This is a genomic window from Streptomyces griseobrunneus (genome assembly GCF_046713465.1).
Classification (GTDB): Bacteria; Actinomycetota; Actinomycetes; order Streptomycetales; family Streptomycetaceae; genus Streptomyces; species Streptomyces microflavus.
The window spans coordinates 6,908,053-6,930,346 of record NZ_CP177080.1; the positions used below are offsets into that span (position 1 = coordinate 6,908,053).

The window sequence follows — 22,294 nt, forward strand, 5'->3', positions numbered from 1 at the left end:
CCTGTCCCGGCGCTGCCGCTCCCCATCGCGTCGCGTAAACTATCAGGAACCCTGCCTGATAAATAGTTCTTTCGGGAAACGCTCGCCGCCGACCCGGGAAAGAGGCACCGCAGTGGTCTGGAAGGATCCCGGTATGCCCGCATCACCGAGCACGGCTCGGGCCATCAACGACCGGCTCGCCCTGCGACTGCTCCAGCAGGACGGCCCGTTGACGGCCACCCAGCTCAAGACCCTCACCGGACTCTCCCGCCCCACCGTCGCCGACCTGGTCGAGCGGCTCCAGGGCGCCGGGCTGATCCATGTCGTCGGCGAGTCCGGAGCGGTCCGCCGGGGCCCCAACGCGAAGCTGTACGGGATCGTTGCCGACCGGGCCCATCTCGCCGCCCTCGACGTGCGCACCGGAAGCGTCTCCGTGGTGGTCGCCGACCTGCTGGGGGCCACGCTCGCGGAGGCCACCCTGCCCATCGCCGACGACACCGGGACCGGACCCGCCGTCGAACAGGCCGTCGCCCTCCTGGAGCGCACGGCCCGTCGGGCGGGGTCCGTACCGCTGCACAGCGTCGGCATCGGGGCCCCGGGCCTGATCGACCCGGCCACCGGCGAACTGCGCGACAGCTCCGGCCTGCCCGCCTGGCACCGGGGCCTGGTCCGGGTGCTCCAGCGGCGGCTGCCGGCGACCGTGCTCGTCGAGAACGAGACCAACCTCGCCGCCGTCGCGGAACACCGGGCCGGGGCCGCCATCGACCGCGAGACCTTCGTCCTGATCTGGCTGGGCCAGGGCATCGGGGCCGCCGTGATGCTCGACGGCAAGCTGCGGCAGGGCGCCTCCGGGGGCGCGGGAGAGATCGGCTTCCTGCCGGTGCCCGGGGTGGCCGGGCTGCCCTCGGCCGTCGACTGCGAGGGAGGCTTCTACTCCCTGGCCGGCTCGGCGGCCCTCTGCGAACTCGCCGCCCGGCACGGCATCGAGCCTCCTCCGGGCGCGGCCCAGGAGGCGACCGCCGTGGCCGCCGTGCACACGGCCCTGGATGCAGGGGAGCGCGGGCAGCCGTTCCTGAACGAGCTGGCCGACCGCCTCGCCCTCGGGGCCGCGGCCGTCGTCTCGGTCCTGGACCCCGGCTGCGTACTCCTGGCGGGCGCGGTCGGTGAGGCCGGCGGAGCCCAGCTCGCCGCCCGCGTGGAGGAGCGCCTCGCCCTGATGTCACCGCTGCGCACCGAGGTCCGGGCGGGGTCGCTGGGGGACGGGGCCGTACTGCGCGGGGCGCTGATCGCGGCCCGGGACGCGGCACAGGAGGCGCTGTTCGCACCGGGGGGCTGACCCGCATCACCGGACCGCCGCGTGGCGCTCAGCCCGTACGCCGGTGGTGCCGGGCCAGGAACTCCTCGAACGTCACGGTCCCCACCGCGTGCTCCGGGCTCAGATGGCCGCCGCCCCGGTATGCCGCGTACGCCTTCCCCGCCAGCCGCACCGGCACCACCCGCCGCTTGCGTCCCGTCGGACGGAGGTAGGCCGCGGCCACGCCGGTCAGCTCCCGGACCTCGGGCCCGCCCATGTCCGGCACCCGGCCCGCCGGCGGACCGGCGGCCAGGGCGGCCGGCCGGTCGGCGACCTCGCCGCTGTCGACGGGCTGGACCGACACCCCGGCGGGCACCGGCAGCACGGGGAGCTTCGCCGCGCCGGAGACGATGGACAGGACCAGGTCGTGGAACTGGGTGGTCCGCTGGGTCGTCGCGCCGATCCCGGAGTCCTCGATCATCCGCTCGACCCGGTGCTTGACCGTGTAGTAGCCGAGCGGCACCCGGTCCACGCCCACGATCGAGATGCAGACCAGATGGGGCACCCGGGCCCGCTTCGCGGCCTCGATGAGGAACCCCGCCGCCCGGTCGTCGCCGCCGCGGGGGGCGCCGGCGCAGTGGATGATCGCGTCCACCCCGTCGACCGCCGCGTCCAGCCCCCTGCCGTCGCGCAGATCGACGGCGTACGACGGGGAGCGCCGGCTGAGACCGCGTACATCGGCGCCTTGGCCGCGGAGCCGTTCGGCGACCTGACGGCCGAGCGTTCCGGTGGCGCCGGTGACCAGAATCGTCGTCATGGGGCCAGCCTGCCAGAGGCGGGATCCGGCCGCGGCAGGAGCGCGGGAAGCCCCGGCGGGGGACGCCGGGGCTTCGCGGTGCGGTGATTTCACGGTACGGCAGTGGGTTCTGGCCGTCCGCTCACCGCCGGACAGGTACTAGCAGGCGCCGAGGTCCTTCCAGACGCCCCATTCGCCGGTGGTGCCGGGCTTCTCGCCCTTCGTCCACCACGAGGCCTTCCACTGGTGGCCGTCCTGGCTGACGGTGGAGCCGCCGCCGTACTCGGTGGCCGCGTTCCACGCCGGGGCCGAGCAGGTGCCGCCCGGCTGCGTCGGGGTCGGCGTCGGAGTGGGGCCGGTCGGGTCCGGGGTCGGCGTCGGCGTCGGGTTCGTGCCGGTGCCGGGCTCGACCAGGGTGGTGCCACGGGCCAGGTCACCGGCGAGGGAGTAGGACTTGCCGCCGAAGGTCACGGTCCAGTTGGACGGCGTGGAGGTCGGCAGGTAGTAGACGAAGTCCAGCTCCACCGAGGCGCCGGGGGCCACCGTCTGCCAGGCCGGGAGCTTCAGGGAGACCCGGTTGTAGGGGCCCTTGAGCCCGCCGACGTTGTTGGCCGCCGTGTGGTCGCTGCGGATGATCGACGTACCGAAGCCGGACTGGTCCTTGGCGTTGGCCGGGGCGGAGGTGGAGTAGTCGAACTGGAACTCCGTACCGCCGGGCAGTGTGGCCTTGGTGCGGTTGGTGATCTTCAGCTTGGGGCTGATCGGGTAGTTGGAGTCACCGAGGGCGAACTGGTTGAACGAGACGTCGATGTCGACGGCCTGGGTCGGCAGGTCGACCGTGGAGCGCTTCGCGCCGTACGGGGTGGCCGACTTGAACGCGTCGTACATCGCCGTGGTCAGCGTGTTGCCGGTCTCGTACTGGCCCTTGGCCGCGTTCCACTGGTAGTCGCCCGCCAGCTCCCAGATCATCGTGCCGCCGATGCCCTTGTCGACCACGTAGTCGGCCTTGGTCTTGACGGACTGCTCGTCCTCGGTGGAGAGGAAGACCTTCTTCTGGGCGTTCCACAGCCACGGGGCGACCAGCGTCGAGTCGTACTTGCGGACGTAGGTGCCGGTCAGCTGGGTTCCGGCGGGGAAGCCGTAGTCGGTGAGGTAGTCGCCGACGATGCCCTTCTCCAGGTTCTTCGCGTGCCACATCGGGTTGGAACCGGCCGGCGACTCCTGGCCGTTGGTGTCCTTGTCGTGCCACAGGTTGTCGATGCCGACCGCGCCGTCACCGCACTTGGTCAGACCCGCGCCCGCCGGGCAGGTGGTCGTGGCGGCCTTGCCCCACAGGCCGTCGGTGCCGCCCTGGACGTTCTTGAAGCCGCGGGTGTAGTACGGCAGGCCGATGTTGATCCGGCCGGCCGGCATCGAGCCGCGGAAGTAGTGGTAGGCCCAGTCGGTGTTGAGGTAGCCGACCCCGCCGTACTGCGAGGTCGAGTACACGCCCGCCTGCGCCAGCTCGTTGTCCTTGCCGTCGTCGAACAGCTGGGCGTTCGGACCGACGTACTCGTTCCAGGCGCCGTGCAGGTCGTAGGACATGATGTTGACGTAGTCCAGGTACTTCTGCATCTGGTACGTCTCCATGCCCCGCAGCAGGTAGCCGGAGGAGGGGGCGGCGACGGTCAGCAGGTAGTGCTTGCCGTCGGCGGCGCCCGCGCGGTCGAGCTTCTCGCGCAGGGTCTTCATCAGGGCGTCGTACCCCTTGACCAGACCGGCGCGGCGGCCGTTGGCCAGCGTGTGGTCCATGGGGTTGCCCGCGTCCTTCATGGACGTCGCGTACTCGTAGTCGATGTCGACGCCGTTGAAGCCGTACTTCTTGATGAAGGAGACGGCCGAGTCGGCGAAGGTGTTGATGCCGTTCTGGTTGACCGAGCCGTCGGCGTTGGTCGCCATCGAGTAGAAGCCGCCGGAGTTGACGCGCTCGCCGTCGGGGCCGAAGTAGCCGCCGGTCTCGGCCCAGCCGCCCACGGAGACGAGGGTCTTCACGTCCGGGTGCTGCTTCTTGTACTTGGTCAGCAGGTTGAAGTGCCCCTTGTAGGGGAGCGTCGGGTCCATCTCGGCGCCTGCGACACCGGGCCAGGTCATCCCGGTGGAGGCGTTGTCGGCGCTGTCGGGGCCGACCGAGAGCTTGTTGGAGCTGTCGACGTGCGCGAAGGCGTAGTTGAGGTGCGTGACCTTGTCCCAGGGGATGTTCGGGACCAGGTAGGCGTCCTTGCCGTCCTTGCCGGTACGCCAGTTGGTGAAGTAACCGATGACGCGGCGCTTGTGGTCCGCGCCCATCTTCTCGCGTCCTTCACCGTCGTAGACGGAGCAGTAGGGGACGTCGACACCGGGGGTCTTGTAGAGGCCGTCGGGGCGGCAGGACTCCTGGTCGACGGCGGCGGCCGACGGGGTGGCGGCGAGGGAACTCATCAGCAGGCCGGCGACAGCGGCGCCGGCGGCGAGCAGCGTGGCTCTCGCTCTGGTGGGGGACAGCATGTGGACGTTCCTCCTGGGGAGGTCGGCAGAACACAACTGGCAAAAGGGGGTGGGTCGTGTCGGGGTCCCGGTGTGCGCACACCGTGGGACCGAACCTCGGAGGTGACGCAGAGATTAAGAGGACTAGACCAGTGCGTCAATAGGTCTGGACCTTTAGTGGTCAACTTTCTCGATGACTACGTTGTCGGCTTATCGCGGACTTCCCGCCGACATGCCGCCGACTTCCCCCGGGCCCGCCGCCGGCTTCCCCCGGACCTGCCGTCGGCTTCCCGCCGACGGGAACGCGCCAGGCGATCTGTGACCCAGCCCACAGGGCTCACCCGCATGGCCGAGGGGCGTCCGTGGCAGACTGGTTCCGTACCAGTAGCAGCGCACTCCGGGGTCGGTGCAATTCCGAACCGGCGGTTATAGTCCGCGACCCGTCCGCAGCCAGCGGCCGGTTGACCAGGTGGGATTCCTGGACCGACGGTTAAAGTCCGGATGGGAGGCAGTGCGCGGCGGGTCTTCATCGGTACGCCGCCGTAGGCGGACGCATGGCCGGGACTCTCCGGACCTCTGCGTCCCTTCTTCGGTTTTCGGCGTTTCCCCTGGTGAGCCGCTTCATCTGTCGTCATCGACAGGCCCCGGAGTCCGTGCCCGAAGAGGCAGGAGGACCCGGTGGCCACCGCAGCCGACATCACCGCCATGAGCCGAGCCATCACGCTCGCCGCTCGCGGTCTCGGCTCCACCAGCCCCAACCCGGTCGTCGGATGCGTCATCACCGACGCCGCCGGAGCCCTGGCCGGCGAAGGCTTCCACCAGCGCGCCGGAGGGCCGCACGCCGAGGTCCACGCCCTGCGCGCGGCCGGCGAGCGGGCCCGGGGCGGCACCGCCTACGTCACCCTCGAACCCTGTAACCACACCGGCCGCACCGGCCCCTGCGCCCAGGCCCTCCTGGATGCCGGGATCAGCCGTGTCGTGTACGCGGTCGGCGACCCGAACCCGCAGGCCACCGGGGGTGCCGACACCCTGCGCGCGGCCGGGGTCCAGATCGAGCAGGGCCCCCTCGCCGAAGAGGCCGAGGCGGGCAACGCCGCCTGGCTGACCTCGGTGCGCCTGGGCCGCCCGTACGTCCTGTGGAAGTACGCCGCCACCCTCGACGGCCGCATCGCCGCGGCCGACGCCACCAGCCGCTGGATCACCTCGCCCGAGGCCCGCGCCGACGTCCACCGGCTCCGCGCCGAGGCCGACGCGGTGATCGTGGGCTCCGGCACCGCCCGCGCCGACGACCCCCAGCTGGGCGTACGCGGCATCGACGGGGCCACCCAGCCGCTGCGGGTCGTGGTCGACACCGACGCCACCGCCGTCCAGCCCGGCGCCCGCGTCCTGGACGACACCGCGCCCACCCTGGTCGCGGTCGCCGACGGCGCCCCCGCGGACCACCTCCCCGAGGGCGCCGTACTTCGGCTGCCCCGCGCAGCCACGGGCTCCGGCCTGGACCTCGCCGCCCTCCTCGCCGCCCTGCACACCCGCGGCGTCCGCTCCGTACTCCTCGAAGGCGGGCCCACCCTCGCCGGTGCCTTCGTCGCCGCGGGAAAGGTCGACAAGGTCGTCGGCTATCTCGCCCCGGTACTGCTCGGCGCGGGCCCCGCGGCCCTCGGCGACGCCGGAATCACCACGATCTCGCGGGCGTTGCGCCTCGATGTGACCGAGACCGTCCGACTCGGCCCCGATCTGCGCATCACCGCCGTCCCCGCCCCTGCTCGGAAGGGAAACTGAGTGTTCACCGGAATTGTCGAAGAACTGGGTGAAGTCACCGCCGTCGAGGAACTCGCCGACGCCTCCCGCTTCCGGCTGCGCGGCCCCGTCGTCACCGACGGCGCCAAGCACGGCGACTCCATCGCGGTGAACGGCGTCTGCCTCACCGTCGTGGACACCGGCGAGGGCGAGTTCACCGCCGACGTGATGGCCGAGACGCTGCTGCGCTCCAGTCTCGGCGCCCTCACCACCGGCTCCCGGGTCAACCTGGAGCGCCCGATGGCGCTCGGCGGCCGGCTCGGCGGGCACATCGTGCAGGGGCACGTGGACGGCACCGGCACCATCGTGGAGCGCACCCCCTCGGAGAACTGGGAGATCGTCAAGGTCTCCCTGCCGCCCGAGCTGACCCGGTACGTCGTGGAGAAGGGCTCCATCACCGTCGACGGTGTGAGCCTCACCGTCGTGGACGCCGGACCGGACTACTTCACCATCAGCCTCATCCCCACCACCCTCGCGTTGACCACGCTCGGCCACAAGCAGCCCGGCGACCCGGTCAACCTGGAGGTGGACGTCATCGCCAAGTACGTCGAGCGGCTGCTCGGGGACCGGTCCGGGCAGGACCCGCGATGAACGCCGCCTCCTGGCTCAACTCCGAGGCCTTCACCGTGTTCGGCCAGCACATCAGATGGTCGGACATGATCGGCAACATCATCGGCCTGATCGCCCTTGCCCTCGGCTGGCGGCGCTCCATCTGGACCTGGCCCGCCCAGCTGCTCTCCGGCGCTATCCTCCTGGTCGCCTTCGCCTCCGCGCACCTCTCCGGCAGCGCGGGCAAGCAGCTGGTCGTCATCGTCGTGGCCCTGTGGGGCTGGTGGTCCTGGAACCGAGGCAGGCAGCAGGCCCAGGACGGCTCCATCGCCGTCCGCTTCGCCACCTGGCGCGAGCGCGGTGTGCTGATCGGCGCGGCGGCGCTCGGCACCCTCGCCGTCGGCGGACTGTTCACCGCGTTCCCGTCGCTCTCCTGGGACCCGTGGCCGGACGCGTACATCTTCGTCGGCACCGTCGTCGCGATGTACGCCCAGGCCCGCGGCATGGTCGAGTTCTGGTTCGCCTGGCTCCTGGTCGACCTCGTCGGCGTCCCCCTGAACTTCGCCAACGGCTTCGCCTTCTCCGGCTTCGTCTACATCATCTACGGCGCCCTCGTCCTGTGGGGCATGCGCGACTGGTGGCTGCGTACGCGGACACCCGCTCTGGAAGGAGCCACGGCATGACTGCTCAGCACACCTGGCTGCACCCCGGCCACGACCCGCTCGCCGAGAACCTCTCCCTGGACCCCGTCGAGCAGGCCATCCGTGACATCGCCGCCGGCCGGCCCGTCGTCGTGGTGGACGACGAGGACCGCGAGAACGAGGGCGACCTCGTCATCGCCGCCGAGATGGCGACCCCCGAGATCGTCGCCTTCATGATGAGCGAGTGCCGCGGCCTGATCTGCGCACCCATGGAGAGCGACGAGCTGGAACGCCTCGAACTCCCGCAGATGGTCGAGGACAACACCGAGTCGATGCAGACCGCCTTCACGGTCTCCGTCGACGCCTCCGCCGCCCACGGCGTCACCACCGGCATCTCCGCCGCCGACCGCGCCACCACCCTGCGGATGCTCGCGGGCGGCACCGCGGGACCCGGCGACTTCGTCCGCCCCGGCCACATCTTCCCGCTGCGCGCCCGCTCCGGCGGCGTCCTCGTCCGCAACGGCCACACCGAGGCCGCCGTCGACCTCGCCCGGCTCGCCGGACTCCGCCCCGCCGGGGCCATCGTGGAGATCGCGGGGGAGGACGGCACCATGCTCCGGCTGCCCGAGCTGGTCCCCTTCGCCCGCAAGCACGGCCTGACGATCATCTCCATCGAGGACCTGATCGCCTACCGCCGCAGCGCCGAGCCGACCGTCCGCCGCGAGGCGGCCACCCGGCTGCCCACCGCGTTCGGCGACTTCACCGCGTACGGCTACCGCTCCACCGTCGACGGCGTCGAGCACGTCGCCCTCGTCCACGGCGATGTCACGGAGGGCGGCGGCGAGGACATCCTGGTGCGCATCCACTCCGAGTGCCTGACCGGCGACATCTTCCAGTCCCAGCGCTGCGACTGCGGCCCCCAGCTGCACGCCTCCATGCAGCGCATCACCGAAGAGGGCCGGGGCGTCGTCGTCTACCTCCGAGGCCACGAGGGGCGCGGCATCGGCCTGCTCTCCAAGCTGCGCGCGTACGAACTCCAGGAGCGCGGCGTGGACACCCTCGACGCCAACCTGGAGCTCGGCCTGCCCGCCGACGCCCGCGACTACGCGGCGGGCGCCCAGATCCTCAAGGACCTCGGCGTACGCAGCCTGCGGCTGATGACCAACAACCCCGACAAGACCGCGGCGGTCCTGCACCACGGGCTCGCCGTCACCGGCCGGGAGCCGATGCCCGTACAGGCCGGCGAGCACAATCTGCGGTACCTGCGCACCAAGCGCGACCGCATGGGCCACGACCTGCCCTGGCTCGACGGCGCCCCCGCGTCGCCCTGCGCCAACCAGTAACGACCGACTACCACCACCACGCAACGAGCTTCAGGAGAACCATGAGCGGCAAGGGTGCACCCGAACTGTCCGTACGCAACTGCGCCGACCTGCGGGTGGCCGTCATCGCGGCCCAGTGGCACGAGAAGGTCATGGACGGCCTCGTCGACGGTGCCCTGCGCGCCCTGCACGAGCTGGGCATCGACGAGCCGACCCTCCTCCGGGTCCCCGGCTCCTTCGAGCTGCCCGTCGTCGCCAAGGTGCTCGCCGGCCGTGGTTACGACGCGATCGTCGCCCTCGGCGTGATCATCCGGGGTGGCACCCCCCACTTCGAGTACGTCTCCCAGGGCGTCACCCTCGGCCTCACCCAGGTCACCGTCGACACCGGCGTCCCGGTCGGCTTCGGCGTACTGACGTGCGACACCGAGGAGCAGGCGCTCGACCGGGCGGGCATCGAAGGGTCCAACGAGGACAAGGGGCACGAAGCGGTCACCGCCGCCGTGGCCACCGCGGCCACGCTGCGGACCGTCAGCGAACCCTGGCGCTGAGTACGCCCCGGCGACCCCGTATTCTGAGGACCATCATGGGACACAAAACCTTCGAAGAGCTCTTCGCCGAGCTCCAGCTCAAGGCCGCCGAAGGCGACCCCTCCACCTCGCGCACCGCCGAACTGGTGGACAAGGGCGTGCATGCCATCGGCAAGAAGGTCGTCGAGGAGGCCGCCGAGGTCTGGATGGCCGCCGAGTACGAGGGCAAGGAGGCCGCTGCCGAGGAGATCTCGCAGCTGCTCTACCACGTCCAGGTGATGATGGTCGCCCGCGGTATCTCCCTCGACGACGTCTACGCCCATCTCTGAGCCCGGCCCGAGCACCGTACGTCCCCCCGTTCTCCCTCCGCACAAAGGAACCTGACCTCATGCTGCGCATCGCCGTCCCCAACAAGGGTGCACTCTCCGGCTCTGCGATGGCGATGCTCCATGAGGCGGGCTACCAGCAGCGCAAGGAGTCCAAGGAGCTCGTCCTGGTCGACCCGGGGAACGAGGTGGAGTTCTTCTACCTCCGCCCCCGGGACATCGCGATCTACGTCAGTTCCGGCAAGCTCGACATCGGCATCACCGGCCGCGACCTGCTCCTGGACTCGGGCGCCGACGCCGAGGAGATCCTCCAGCTCGGCTTCGCCCGCTCCACGTTCCGCTACGCCACCAAGCCCGGCACCGCCGCGGGCCCGCAGGACTTCGACGGCATGACGATCGCCACCTCCTACGAGGGCATCGTCGCCGCCCACCTCACCGAGGTCGGCGTCAAGGCGTCGATCGTCCACCTCGACGGCGCGGTCGAGACCGCCATCGAGCTCGGCGTCGCCCAGATCATCGCCGACGTCGTCGAGACCGGCACCAGCATGCGCAACGCCGGACTCGAAGTGATCGGCGACCCGATCATGACCTCCGAGGCCGTCGTCATCCGCCGCAACGGCGCCCCCACCGACGACCCGAAGGTCCAGCAGTTCCTGCGCCGCCTCCAGGGCGTCCTGGTCGCCCGGTCCTACGTGATGATGGACTACGACTGCCGCGTCGAGCACCTGGAGCGCGCCGTCGCCCTCACCCCCGGCCTGGAGTCGCCGACCATCTCCCCGCTGCACCACGAGGGCTGGGTCGCCGTCCGCTCCATGGTCGCAGCCAAGGAGGCCCAGCGGATCATGGACGACCTGTACGAGCTCGGCGCCCGCGCCATCCTCACCACGGCCATCCACGCCTGCCGCCTCTGAGCGCCCCGGCCACCGCACCCCCGGCCACCGCACACCCCGAGAGAAGACCCCGATGTCCGCGCCCCGGCCCGAACTCCCCACCCTCCCGGTCACCTTCCGGCCCACCCTCACCCGGGTGGTCCTGCTGAGCGTGGGCCTGGCGATGTTCCTCGTCATCACGGTCATCGCCCTGATGCTGGAGCGGCTCAACCCGGGGGAGCGGGTCACCTTCATCTTCGTCGCCGCGCTCTTCCTCGGCGTCCTGACTCTGCTCAGCAGGCCCAGGGTCACCGCCGACGACACCGGGGTCACCGTCGTCAACATCACCCGGACCCGCAGGCTGGCCTGGGAGGAGATCCTCCGCGTCAACCTGCGGTCCGGCGACCCCTGGGTCTTCCTCGACCTCAGCGACGGCACCAGCATGCCCGCCCTCGGCATCCAGCCCGGCATGGCCAAGCAGCAGGCCATCCGCGACGCCCGCTCCCTGCGCGCCCTCGCCGAGTCCCGGTCCGCCGCCGGCGACGACACCCCCTGACCGGCGGAGCACCCGCGCCGCACGCGGCCGCGTTGTCTACTCTGGTGGACGGCGGCGCCCCGTGCGCCCCGCCCCGCCCGTTCCACGGCCCCCCACCCGGGGCCCGCGGGGCCTTCCTGCGACCCAAGGAGTGACTCCCTCCAGCAATGGACGGATCGTCCGGTAGTACCTGCGCCGCCCCTTCCCCGGAGGCGGCGGCCTCATGACCACCCCCCTGCTGCTCCTCGCGGCGGCCTTCCTCCTCATCCTCGCCAACGGATTCTTCGTGGCAGCCGAATTCGGGCTCGTCACCGTGGACCGGCCCGACGCCGAACGCGCGGCCGCCGAGGGCGACCGGCGGGCCCGTACCGTCGTCGAAGCCCTGCGCGAACTCTCCTTCCAGCTCTCCGGCACCCAGCTCGGCATCACCATCACCTCGCTGGTCGTCGGCATGCTCGCCGAACCGGCCCTCGCCCAGCTGCTCGCCGGTCCCCTCACCGCCACCGGACTGCCCGCGGGCGCGGTCCCCGGCGTCGGCATCGTCATCGGGATGCTCCTCGCCTCCGCCGTCCAGATGGTCGTCGGCGAACTCGTCCCCAAGAACTGGGCGGTCTCCCGGCCGCTCCAGGTCGCCCGCTTCGTCGCCGGACCGCAGGCCCGCTTCGCCACCCTGCTGCGGCCCGTCATCATCGCGCTGAACACGCTGGCCAACCGACTGGTCCGGCTCTTCGGCGTCGAGCCCATCGACGAGCTGGCCTCCGCCCGCACCCCGGGCGAGCTGGTCTCCCTGGCCCGCCACTCCGCCGAGGCCGGAACCCTGGAACAGGACACCGCCGACCTCTTCGTACGGACCCTCTCGCTGGCCGGACTCACCGCCCAGCACGTCATGACCCCCCGGGTGAAGGTCAGCGCCCTGCACTCCTCCGCGACCGCCGAGGACGTCCTCAACCTCACCCGCGCCACCGGCCTCTCCCGCTTCCCGGTCTACCGGGACCGCATCGACGAGGTCATCGGCATGGTCCACCTCAAGGACGCCCTCGCCGTCCCCGCCCACGAGCGCCTGCGCACCCCGGCCGGCACGATCGCCGTCGCCCCGCTCCTGGTGCCCGAGACCCTGCCCGTGGAGCTGCTGCTCCGGCGGCTGCGCCACGAGCAGCCGATAGCCGTCGTCGTCGACGAGTACGGCGGCACCGCCGGGGTCGTCACGCTGGAGGACATCATCGAGGAGCTCGTCGGCGAGGTCCGCGACGAACACGACGCGGAGGGTTCCGACCGCCCCGAACTCAGCCCCGCCACCGGTGAGGACGGCCGCCCGGCCTGGGACGCCGAGGGCAGCTGCCGGATCCCCACCCTGCGCCGGACAGGCCTGGAGCCGCCGGAAGGGCCTTACGAGACCGTCGCCGGGCTCGTCGCCGACCTGCTGGGCCGCATCCCCGCCCCCGGCGACCTGGCCGAACTCCCCGGCTGGCGGATCTCCGTCCGCCGGGTCGGCCACTACCGTGCCGAACGGGTCCGCTTCACCCGCACCGCCGACCCGCTGCCGGACCCGGCCGCACGACGCGGGCTGCCGAAGGCGTCCGGGCAGGGCACACCGGACGCATCCGCGCACGCCCTGCTGGAGGCCGTGCGATGAGCATGCTCCAACTCCTCTTCGCCGCCCTCCTCGTGCTGGCGAACGGCTTCTTCGTCGGCGCCGAGTTCGCCCTGGTCTCCGTCCGCCGCAGCCAGGTCGAACCGCTGGCCGCCCAGGGGTCGAGCCGGGCCCGCACGGTTCTGTACGGGCTGGAGAACCTGCCGCGGATGATGGCCGCCGCCCAGTTCGGCATCACCATCTGCTCGCTCACCCTCGGAGCCGTCGCCGAGCCGACCGTGGCCCGCCTCCTGGAGCCGGTCTTCCACGCGGCGCACGTACCCGAAGGGCTCATCCACCCGCTAGGCTTCGCGCTGGCGCTCGCCCTCGTGGTCGCCGCCCACCTGGTCATCGGCGAGATGGTCCCGAAGAACCTCGCGATGGCCGCCCCGGAGCGCACCGCGCTCTGGCTCAGCCCCGGCCTGGTCGGCTTCGCCCGGCTCTGCCGTCCGGTCACCACCGCGCTGGGTGCCTGCGCGACTCTGGTGCTGCGTCTCTTCGGCGTCGAACCGAAGGACGAGGTGGAGGCCGTCTTCACCAGCGAGCAGCTCAACCGGCTGGTCGAGGACTCCGGCCAGGCCGGGCTGCTCGGCCCCGAGGCCCAGGAGCGCCTGGAGGACGCCCTGGTCCTGGGCAGCCGGCCCGTCACCGACGTCCTGCTGGAGCGGGCCTCCCTGGTGACGGTGGACCCGTCGGTGACCCCGCGCCGGATCGAGGAGCTGACGGTACGGACCGGCTTCTCCCGCTTTCCCGTCTGCGCGGAGGGCGGCGGCCCCTTCATGGGCTACCTGCACGTCAAGGACGTCCTGGACCTGGAGGACGCCGACCGGCCGGTCCCGCAGCAGCTCTGGCGCCCGATGGCCGCCGTACGGGCCGAACTCCCGCTCGACGACGCCCTGACGGTGATGCGCCGGGCGGCGACGCACCTGGCCCAGGTCGCGGACGGATCGGGCCGCATCCTCGGCCTGGTGGCGATGGAGGACGTCCTGGAGACGCTGGTGGGCGAGGTCCGCGACCCGGCCCACCGGGTGGTGTCGGTGCCCCTGCGCACGGTGGACGTACCGGCGCCGGACGCCAGGGCGGGCAAGACCCTGGTGTCCTGAGGCGTACGGGGCCGGGCGGTCCGGAGAAGTCTCCGCCCCGCCCGACCCCGTACAGACCTTGCGTCCTCAGGCCCCGGCTCGGCCCCGTAAATGCCCCGCGTCCTCAGGCCCCGCCCGGCTCCTGCTTCCCCCGGCCCACCGGCCCGCGCCCGGACAGCACCTCGCCGTACGCCTGCATCAGGTCCGGCAGCCGCAGCGTGGACAGGTCGTCCCGGGTCAGCGTCCCCGCGTACCCCGAGAGCCGCAGATCGCGGTAGGCGCAGCTCTTCTCGTACAGCGTGCGCAGGAAGCGGCCGTTGCCCAGCTCGTCGATCCAGCCCTGGTCCACCACATGGCCGCTGATGGAGCGCAGCTCGTCCACCGCCTCCTCGTCCCACACGTCGTCGTTCTCGGCGGCCAGCACCGAGCCGATCGCGGTGAGTTCGAGCGGGCGGTAGCTGGGGAAGTCGACCCGGCTGGTGAAACGGGAGGAGAGCCCCGGGTTGGTGGAGAGGAGGCGGTCCATGCCCTCCGGGTAGCCCGCGAGGATGACGACGAGATGATCCCGGTTGTCCTCGGCCCGCTTCAGGAGGACCTGGAGGGCCTCGTCCCCGTACGCATCACCCTTGCTGTAACCGGAGTTGGCCAGGCTGTACGCCTCGTCGACGAAGAGCACCCCGCCGAGCGCCGAGTCGATCAGGTCATTGGCCTTCACCGCCGTCTGTCCCAGGAACTCGCCCACCAGGTCCGAGCGTTGGGCCTCGATCAGATGGTCGCCGCCGAGCAGCCCCAGGGCGTAGAACACCCGGCCCAGGATGCGGGCCACCGTCGTCTTGCCGGTGCCCGAGGGCCCCGAGAAGACGAAGTGCCGCTTGGGCGGCTGGACCGGGAGCCCCTGCTCGGCGCGCAGCCGGGCCATGTTCAACTGCGCGGAGAGCGCCCTCACCTGCCGCTTGACGGGCTCCAGGCCGACCATGCGCTCCAGCTGGGCCAGCGCCTCGGCCAGCAGGACCGGATCGCTCGGTCCGGCCGGGAAGGGGGGCGGCTTCCGGGTCCTCGTGCGACGTGCACCCTCGACGGGGACGGCCGGCGGTGGCGGCGGGTCCTCGCTGTCGCCGAGCAGTCCGGCGTCGCCCACCGCCCACGACTCACGGCCGTCCGCCAGCTCCGTGCCCAGCGCCGCGTCGCCGTCCACCAGCGCCTCCGCCCCCGAACCCGCCGCACCTCCCGAGCCGAAGCCGGTCAGCATCACGGCGGCCAGATCGGCGGACTCGTCGTACCCGTCGCCCTCGGAGATCGCCGCGAGGCGGGCCGAGGTGTCCATGAACGCCGGGTCGACCCGGTGCACCGCCCGGTACAGCGGCAGGGCGGCCGCACTGCGCCCGGTGCCCTCGTGGGCCCGCGCCAGCCAGTAGCGGAGCTCCTTGCGCTGCGGCTGCTCGCTGCGACAGCGCATCAGGGCTGCCGAGAGCAGGGGTTCCGCCTGCCCGTACATCTCCAGCCGGACCCGGGCCATACCGCCGAAGAGCCCCGCCTCTATGCCCAGCATCGGATCGTCGACGAGCTGCTCGGTGTACCGCACGAGCTGCTCCCAGTCCTTGACCAAATACGAGCGGCAGGCGTGCAGGAACCGCACCTGCGGGTCCGCGTCCACCGGCGGCAGCCCCGCCAACGCTCGGTCCAGCTCCGGCACATGGCGTCCGTCCAGCCAGTGCGAGGCGTGGGCGAGCAGCAGATCGCGCGGACTCTCCAGCAGCGGCTGCACCCACCAGCCCAGCCAGTACCAGGAGTTGAGCGGCCGCCGGTGCCGGGTCCGCTGTTCGCCGAAGCGGTCGCGGTGCCGGTACATGCGTAACAGAGCCGTGGCGGTGTCGATGCGCAGCGCATGGAGGCCGAGCCAGCCGTCCGCCATGCCGGGATCGATCCGTACCGCAGCTCTGAACTCCTCCTCCGCCTGCGGGTAGGCGCCCATCGTGTAGGCGTCCATGCCACGCAGCCAGGCGAGGTCGGCGGGGGCCTGTGCGCCCTGTGTGCCGATGTCCATCAGGTCCCCCACGCCAACCGTTCCCCCAGGATGTCCCGCCCGCACAGCATGCCCACCGGAGCGTGCCGAATCACTGCGCGGAGGAAGGGAATTGACCGCACCGAGGTGCATCGTACCTGCGCAGGTGGGAGTGGACGGGCGGAGGCGGATCATGCGGGCGGTGACCGAGGGTGAACGGGTCGCTCTGCGTGGTCGCCAGGCGGCGGTGCGCGCACAGGACGAAGCCCCCGATCACGGGGGAACAACCGGGGGCTTCGCGTCTGCGGGGGCTCCGAAAAGCCGCACAATGAGAACGTAAGACCAGTACGGCCCCCCGGTCAAGCCGAGTTGAGGCACTTCCCGGTCGATTTCCGACTGCTCAGTACGGGGGAGCGGCGCGCCTACCGTCGGTGACGAAACGGTTCGCTCCCGCTGTCGCCCCGGGCCCCTCCTGCCACGCGTACCCCTCCGTCAACTGGCGTACCAGGACATCGGCGTAGGGGCGCGAAGGGTCCTCGGCGAAGTGCGCCTCCTCGGCGGCGGTCCACCCGTCCCAGAACTCCGTGAGCCCCGCGCCGTCCCGCGCCCTGCCGCGCCCCCAGGAGACCGACCGCCCCAGCTCCATCCAGCAGAGCGCCGCCAGCCACGGCCGCACCTCCGCGCGGCCCGCACCGACGCCCTCGACCAGCACCACCGGGGCCGGCTCCAGGGTCCGCGCCGGGCCGAAGCGCCGCTCGGTCCAGTCGTACGGGGCGTACCGGGCCTCCTCGCCGCGCGAGAGGGGCAGGAGCACCTGCTCCCGCAGCCGCCCCACCCAGCCGAACAGCTCCTCGTGGGTGGCGAGATCGTCCAGATGGAGCACCGGCGCACTCCCGAGGGCCGCCGCGACCCGGGCGGCGAAGGTGCTCTTGCCGGACCCCGCGTGCCCGTCCACCGCGACGAGCCGGACCGGTCCGCAGGACGTCGGGAGCGAGCGCAGGGCGTCGGCGTGGCGGGCCAGGTCGTTCATGGCCCCAGGGTACGGGCCCGGCGCCGGCGGTCCCGGCCCGCCGCAGGTCATGCCAGTGGTCCAGACCCATATTGGTGGCGCGGCGCAGGTCGAATCACTGGCCCGACCGAGTCGGGAGGCGGGATAGTTGGCACACCGATCGGCATCCGCAGCCCTACTCCCCACCCATGACCGGGGGTCTCGCCCATGACCAGTCCGACCTCACGCAGGACCGTCCTGAACGCCGCCATCGCGGCGGCGGCAGGCGCGGGCGCCGCGTCATCCGCCGGACCCGCGGCGGCCGCGCCCGCATCGACGTCTTCCGTCCGGCCCTCCGCACCCCAGGCGGCAGCACGCCTCGTGGACAACCGTTTCTGGCACACGTACACCGACTGGCGCTGGGGCTCCGGCGACGGCACCCGGGTCCTCGCGGGTGTCCGCCCCGGTCTGCAGATCGCCACCCCGGCCGGCCGCACCGACTACACCGACCCGCACACCGGGGAGACGGCCGCCTGGGAGTACGCCACCTGGACCTCGCCCGTCCACCGCTCCGCGGTCCCCGCCACCGAGCTGATCACCTCCTGGAACGCCCGTACGCCCGCGGGCACCTGGATCGCGGTCGAGCTGAGCGCCACCTACGCGGACTCCACCGCCACCCCCTGGTTCGTGATGGGCCGCTGGGCCTCGGGCGACGGAGACATCCGCCGCACCTCGGTGGACGACCAGGGCGACCCGCACAGCTCCGTCTGGACCGACACCCTCTCCGTGGACGACGCGGCGAGCGGCGTACGGTTCGCCTCCTGGCGGCTGCGGCTGACGCTGTACCGCACCCCGGGCAGCCGCCTCACCCCGACCGTCTGGCGCGCCGGCGCGATGGCATCCGACGTCCCCGACCGCTTCACGGTCCCGGTGAGCACCCCGGTCCACGCCCGGGAACTGCGGGTCCCGCGCTACTCGCAGAACGTCCACATCGGCCAGTACCCGGAGTACGACAACGGCGGCGAGGCGTGGTGCAGCCCCACCTCCTCGCAGATGATCGTCGAGTACTGGGGCCGCCGGCCCAGCGCCGAGGACCTCGCCTGGGTCAGGCCGGGCCTGCCCGACCCCCAGGTCTGCCACGCCGCCCGGTACACGTACGACCACCAGTACGGCGGCTGCGGCAACTGGCCCTTCAACGCCGCCTACGCCGCCGCCTACCGGGACATGAACGCGGTCGTCACCCGCCTCGGCTCGCTCACCGACCTGGAGCGGCTGGTCCATGCCGGAATCCCCGTCATCACCTCGCAGTCCTTCCTTCAGGAGGAGCTGCCCGGAGCGGGCTACGGGACGGCGGGCCATCTGATGACGGTGGTCGGCTTCACCCCCGAGGGCGATGTGATCGCCAACGACCCCGCGTCCCCGGACAACGAGGCGGTGCGCCGCGTCTACGGGCGGCGGGCCTGGGAGAACATCTGGCTGCGCACCAAGCGCTACGACGCGAGCGGCCGGGTCAGGAGCGGTACGGGCGGGGTCTGTTACGTGTTCTGGCCGTCGGGTCCGACGCCCGGACAGCGCCGCGTCCTGCGCTCGCTCGGTCTGCTGTGAGCGAGTGCGGCCCCACGGCCGTCGCGACGGCCTGACGGCAGGGCTCAACCGGCCCACGGATCGTCGACTCGCAGGTCCCGAGCCTGGCGGTGGACACCGAGCCGTTGCGTGTACTCGTGCATCAGTCGCAGACCGAGCATCTGCCGTACCTCCTCGCCCAACTGGGGATAGGCGAACCGCACCACGCCGGCCGTACGTGCCTCAGCGTCGGAGAAGACGAACAAGCGCCCGAGCGGCCCCTTCAACAGCTGCGCCAGCTCGTACGGTGCCAGGTCGGCCATTTCCGCCAGTTCAGGCAGTGCGGGCGGCGGTCTGTCGCCGGCGGCGGCGATCAGGCCCAGGATGTCGCGATGGGCTTCGGAAAGGGTGAGCATGTTCAGCAGCTCACGTCTGACCTCGCGGGGCCATGCCGGAGCGGCGGAGGCGGGAGCGAGGAGTACGTCGGCACCGTGGCGCAACGGATGCCCCGCAGGCACGTCGTCCGGCAGCGGCACCTCCCGGCTGGTCACCAGAACGCGCAGGCCGGGCGGAGGGTTGCCCGGCAGCAGGGAGGCAATGCTCGGCAGGCCGGACGACGGTCCCCGGTCCTCGTCGATACCGTCCACGACGAGCAGCAGCCTCCGGCCTTCCAGGTGTGCTGTGCGGGCCGCGGTGTCCAGCAATCGGCGACGGAGCGTATCCACCGCTCCCGACGCTGTCGAGGAAGCGGCACGATCCTGGCCCAGGTACCAACTGAGCTCGTCCACGACGGCGTCCGTGAACGCGGCGGCGTCACCCCGGCCCGCCAATCCGCCGTTGACGAAGAAGGAGACCACATCCACATCGTGAGGAGGGTGGAGCGCGAACCACGCCGTCAGCGCGGTCTTGCCGGACCAGGGCCCACCCCGCCACATCGCATACGGCACATCACCACGGCAGAACTCCGCGAGTGCGGCCAGCTCCTCCTCCCTGCCGGTGAGGCGCTGGGGGGCGATGTCGTGCACATAGGTCATCTGAGGTGAGCCGGGATGGAACTCAGGGGCCGGGACCTGGGGCAGGTCGAGCGGTTCGGGGATACCCAGCAGTCCGAGGACGGGACCGGTGAGGAAACTGTCGATGCGGACAGCGCCCAGCGTTCCCGGACCCTCGGCCGGCAGGACCCTGTTGATGACCCCGATGAGCAGCCCGTCCGACCAGACGGGGCCACCGGACATGCCTACCCACGGATTCGCGCCGGCCGACTCAGGATGCGGCGTCGCGTCGAATCGGATGCTGAGCGTGCCACTGCTGATGTTCGTCAGACTCGATGTCGTTCCTTGCAGGTGAGCCAGATCCGAGCGGACCCTCTGCCGCTCCGGATGGTGCTTGAACCGGGGAAAGCCGACGGTCTCCACGTCCAGGACGGCGGCTTCGCGCGTCACCCGGCCGAAGCGCACCGGCGGGACGACCTCCGCCTCCGAAGGCGGCGAGAATCGCAGCAGGGCCACATCTGCGGCCTCGTCGAGCATCGTCACTTCGGCAGTGGTTTCCCACCGCACCGGTCCGAACGAGAAGCGGAGGGTGCACTTCTCCTTCTCGGCGACAAGGTGACCTGCGGTCAGCACGGTGTCGTACGACACCCTGTACCCCGTGCCGTAGGCGCTGTACCCCCTGCCGTGGGTGCCGTTCCTGCTCAGCACCTCCGCGATCCGGGCCGGATCGATGCCACCGGACCGCTCCGTCCGTGATGCCGGCGTGACGGTCGCGCCGGATGCCCGAGGTGGCTCCACCGTCCGGTCGCCCAGAGCGAAGAGCGTCACCGTGACCATCCCGTCCCGGAGCCTGACGACCGGCTCGGGGGCCCCCACCGTCCGGCAGTCCGCCACCGATCGCGGCAGCCCCGCGCCTACCGACTCCACGAGCTTCGCCCAGGACAGAACCCGGGCCAGGCGGAAGTTGCGCGGCTGGGACTGGCGTTCGAGTGCTCCGAGCCGCTGCTGGCCGTCCGGCACCGGATGGTCGCGGGTGCCCCACGCCCCCGGACTGATCACCTCGACCCGGTCGTCGTAGACGTGCACGGCGACACACGCGTCCGTGCGGGCGTAATCACGGTGCACCACGGCGTTGGCGATGATCTCCCGCGCCGCGATCATCGGGAAGCGGTACAGCGCGTCGGTCCGGGCGGCCTCGGTCGTCGGCAGTTCACCGATCCGGGCAGTCGAGGCGACGAAGTCACGTGCCTGAACGATCAGTTCGGGCAGAGTCCCGTGAAACTCCGTACTGGTCGTCGGATCCGTCTTGTCCGTACCCCGGAAGCGGACGCAGCGCACCATCGCCGTGGGCTGCACCGCGGTGGGATTCTCGCCGAAGAGCAGCGCCCCGGAGAGGGTCGGCACGCCGTCCTTCACCAGGCCGGAGCGCCCCAGGAACTCACTCGTCGTCAGCTGTGACGGATAGGCGGAGGTGACGTCCTCCCGCAGCTCGGCGCGGAAGTTCTGGACCCGGGTGTGGTCGAGGACGGCCTGCGGAGCAGCAGCTTCGAGCGGATCGACGCCGTCCCGAGGAGGAGTCCTCCGACGCGTGGTCGACGGGGAGGCGTACGGCTGGTGGTGGAGGTCCGGGCCGGACGGCTCCGCGGCAGGCGGCACCTCGTCGGTAGCGGCCTCCGGTGCGCGGCGGGCAAGGGGCACCGCCCCGGCGCCGTCGAACTTGCGTTGCGGCTCATGGCCGTCGAAGCGGGTGCCGGACACATGCCGGAAGAGGTCGTCGAGATCGACCGCGCCGTCCCCGTCACTGTCCCGGGCCTCGGTGAGCAGCCCTTCGACGAGCGCCTTCGTGAACGGGCTCGGCTCACCACGGGCCGACGCGTCGCCGGCCTGGTCCGCGGCGGACGCCGCCGCGATGACGAACCGGCCCTTGCCGGACAACCCGTCGATCAGTTCGCCACCCTTGAAGCCCCCGCCATGGCAACAGTCCAGGATCACCATCTTCACCTGGGCGAAGCTCCGCGTGATCATGCGGGAGAGGGTGCTCGACGCCACGGCGGACGAGTCCAGACGGCTCGTCCTGGTGTTGCCCGCACACAGGAACAACTCCTGGCTCAGGCTGCGTCCGTGTCCGCTGTAGTAGAAGAGCAGGACGTCGTCCGCCTCGGCACCGCTGAAGAACTCGTCGGCCGCCTCGAGGATCTCCGGCGAATCGGCCTCGGGCAGCAAGCTGACCTCGCTGCGGTCGAACAGCCCGGTGTCCGGATCCGTGAGCGCCTCCCGGAGCAGTACCCCGTCCGCCTTCGGTCCGTTCAGCTCCGTAAGTGCGCCGGGGTCCTTGGGATATCGGGAGTTGCAGACAATCAGGGCCCGATACATTCGATCCTGTGCACCCCCCCGGCCACCCATCATCCACACCTGCCGGGGTTCAGCTTAGGCGGGAAGGGGCAACCATGTCGCATGTGAAGGAAGTCGGCGTCGAGGGCCGGCTGGCCGGGCTCGACGGCGACCACGAGGCCGTGCTCGACGCGCGCGCCGAACTGACGGCCGATCTGCGGAGTGTGCCGGGGGCCCGGTTGATGGAGCGGGTCTCCCCGACCGGCGGAACCAAGGGCGTGGTGTCCGAGCTGGTCCTCGGTATCACCGGTGCGGGCGGCCTCACCGCGCTCGCCCAGATCGTGAAGGTATGGCTTCAGCGGGACCGAAGGCGATCGGTGACGTTGACCATCACCGAGACCCGGACGGGCAAGGTGGTCCGGGTCGAGGGCGACGCCGTCTCCAACGACGTTCTGGCGGCAGCCCTGAGCGCGCGGGAGGAGCCGCCGCCGGGAGAGGAAGAGCCAACGGCTCAGGCGTGAGAGCCCCTTTCAACGCCGGGCGGTGACCGAGAACTTCCCGGTCACCGC

18 protein-coding genes and 1 riboswitch are annotated in these 22,294 nt (G+C 71.5%); of the genes, 13 read left to right on the forward strand and 5 right to left on the reverse strand.

Annotated elements, in window-relative coordinates; genetic code table 11:
* The first annotated feature begins 133 nt into the window (after window positions 1-133).
* Window positions 134-1,315, forward strand: coding sequence for an ROK family transcriptional regulator (locus ACK8N7_RS31525; protein WP_403217792.1), 1,182 nt, complete (start codon window positions 134-136; stop codon window positions 1,313-1,315).
* A 28-nt stretch (window positions 1,316-1,343) separates the two neighbouring features.
* On the opposite strand, the gene ACK8N7_RS31530 is transcribed toward ACK8N7_RS31525, so the two are convergent.
* Together ACK8N7_RS31530 and ACK8N7_RS31535 are read right to left on the reverse strand one after the other, a co-directional pair.
* Window positions 1,344-2,090 carry an SDR family oxidoreductase gene (locus ACK8N7_RS31530; protein ID WP_500444659.1) on the reverse strand — a complete coding sequence of 249 codons (747 nt, stop codon included), beginning with the start codon at window positions 2,088-2,090 and terminating at the stop codon, window positions 1,344-1,346.
* 138 nt (window positions 2,091-2,228) lie between these two features.
* Entirely contained in the window at window positions 2,229-4,592 is a 2,364-nt protein-coding gene (locus tag ACK8N7_RS31535; protein ID WP_403217790.1) for a chitinase C-terminal domain-containing protein, read from the reverse strand.
* 367 nt (window positions 4,593-4,959) lie between these two features.
* Window positions 4,960-5,090, forward strand: a riboswitch (FMN riboswitch).
* Window positions 5,091-5,249: 159 nt separating this feature from the next.
* On the opposite strand from ACK8N7_RS31535, the gene ribD reads away from it, so the two are divergent.
* The 10 genes from ribD to ACK8N7_RS31585 all read left to right on the forward strand — a co-directional run bounded on the left by ribD (window position 5,250) and on the right by ACK8N7_RS31585 (window position 13,870).
* Window positions 5,250-6,350, forward strand: coding sequence for a bifunctional diaminohydroxyphosphoribosylaminopyrimidine deaminase/5-amino-6-(5-phosphoribosylamino)uracil reductase RibD (ribD, locus tag ACK8N7_RS31540; protein WP_403217789.1), 1,101 nt, complete (start codon window positions 5,250-5,252; stop codon window positions 6,348-6,350).
* Window positions 6,351-6,959 carry a riboflavin synthase gene (locus ACK8N7_RS31545; protein WP_015607325.1) on the forward strand — a complete coding sequence of 203 codons (609 nt, stop codon included), beginning with the start codon at window positions 6,351-6,353 and terminating at the stop codon, window positions 6,957-6,959.
* Window positions 6,956-7,600, forward strand: a complete 645-nt coding sequence (locus tag ACK8N7_RS31550; RefSeq protein WP_403217788.1) for a nicotinamide mononucleotide transporter family protein — start codon at window positions 6,956-6,958, stop codon at window positions 7,598-7,600. Before ACK8N7_RS31545 ends, ACK8N7_RS31550 begins: the two co-directional genes overlap by 4 nt.
* Window positions 7,597-8,901: a bifunctional 3,4-dihydroxy-2-butanone-4-phosphate synthase/GTP cyclohydrolase II gene (locus ACK8N7_RS31555; protein WP_403217787.1), complete on the forward strand. Its 1,305-nt coding sequence runs from the start codon at window positions 7,597-7,599 to the stop codon at window positions 8,899-8,901. The genes ACK8N7_RS31550 and ACK8N7_RS31555 overlap by 4 nt, the downstream gene beginning before the upstream one ends.
* 41 nt (window positions 8,902-8,942) lie before the next feature.
* Window positions 8,943-9,428 carry a 6,7-dimethyl-8-ribityllumazine synthase gene (gene ribH / locus ACK8N7_RS31560; protein WP_018512495.1) on the forward strand — a complete coding sequence of 162 codons (486 nt, stop codon included), beginning with the start codon at window positions 8,943-8,945 and terminating at the stop codon, window positions 9,426-9,428.
* A gap of 35 nt (window positions 9,429-9,463) precedes the next feature.
* Window positions 9,464-9,736, forward strand: coding sequence for a phosphoribosyl-ATP diphosphatase (locus ACK8N7_RS31565; RefSeq protein ID WP_161268897.1), 273 nt, complete (start codon window positions 9,464-9,466; stop codon window positions 9,734-9,736).
* 59 nt (window positions 9,737-9,795) lie between these two features.
* Window positions 9,796-10,644 carry an ATP phosphoribosyltransferase gene (gene hisG / locus ACK8N7_RS31570; RefSeq protein WP_403217786.1) on the forward strand — a complete coding sequence of 283 codons (849 nt, stop codon included), beginning with the start codon at window positions 9,796-9,798 and terminating at the stop codon, window positions 10,642-10,644.
* Window positions 10,645-10,696: 52 nt separating this feature from the next.
* The gene (locus tag ACK8N7_RS31575) at window positions 10,697-11,158 is read left to right on the forward strand and encodes a PH domain-containing protein (protein WP_403217785.1); all 462 of its coding nucleotides are present in this window, start codon (window positions 10,697-10,699) and stop codon (window positions 11,156-11,158) included.
* 202 nt (window positions 11,159-11,360) lie between these two features.
* On the forward strand, window positions 11,361-12,770 hold the full coding sequence (locus ACK8N7_RS31580) for a hemolysin family protein (RefSeq protein ID WP_500444660.1): 1,410 nt from the start codon (window positions 11,361-11,363) through the stop codon (window positions 12,768-12,770).
* On the forward strand, window positions 12,767-13,870 hold the full coding sequence (locus ACK8N7_RS31585) for a hemolysin family protein (RefSeq protein ID WP_403217783.1): 1,104 nt from the start codon (window positions 12,767-12,769) through the stop codon (window positions 13,868-13,870). Before ACK8N7_RS31580 ends, ACK8N7_RS31585 begins: the two co-directional genes overlap by 4 nt.
* Window positions 13,871-13,973: 103 nt before the next feature.
* Here ACK8N7_RS31585 and ACK8N7_RS31590 read toward each other — a convergent pair whose 3' ends face one another.
* Window positions 13,974-15,893 carry an AAA family ATPase gene (locus tag ACK8N7_RS31590; RefSeq protein ID WP_500445881.1) on the reverse strand — a complete coding sequence of 640 codons (1,920 nt, stop codon included), beginning with the start codon at window positions 15,891-15,893 and terminating at the stop codon, window positions 13,974-13,976.
* Window positions 15,894-16,251: 358 nt separating this feature from the next.
* Window positions 16,252-16,881 (reverse strand): uridine kinase family protein, encoded by a 630-nt coding sequence (locus ACK8N7_RS31595; RefSeq protein ID WP_500444661.1) that lies wholly within the window; start codon window positions 16,879-16,881, stop codon window positions 16,252-16,254.
* 186 nt (window positions 16,882-17,067) lie between these two features.
* Between ACK8N7_RS31595 and ACK8N7_RS31600 the strand changes: the two genes are divergently transcribed.
* Window positions 17,068-18,444, forward strand: a complete 1,377-nt coding sequence (locus ACK8N7_RS31600; RefSeq protein ID WP_500444662.1) for a C39 family peptidase — start codon at window positions 17,068-17,070, stop codon at window positions 18,442-18,444.
* Between the two features lie 44 nt (window positions 18,445-18,488).
* Here ACK8N7_RS31600 and ACK8N7_RS31605 read toward each other — a convergent pair whose 3' ends face one another.
* The gene (locus ACK8N7_RS31605; protein WP_500444663.1) at window positions 18,489-21,767 is read right to left on the reverse strand and encodes a caspase, EACC1-associated type; all 3,279 of its coding nucleotides are present in this window, start codon (window positions 21,765-21,767) and stop codon (window positions 18,489-18,491) included.
* A 74-nt stretch (window positions 21,768-21,841) separates the two neighbouring features.
* Between ACK8N7_RS31605 and ACK8N7_RS31610 the strand changes: the two genes are divergently transcribed.
* Window positions 21,842-22,246 (forward strand): effector-associated constant component EACC1, encoded by a 405-nt coding sequence (locus ACK8N7_RS31610; protein WP_500444664.1) that lies wholly within the window; start codon window positions 21,842-21,844, stop codon window positions 22,244-22,246.
* Window positions 22,247-22,294: the final 48 nt, after the last annotated feature.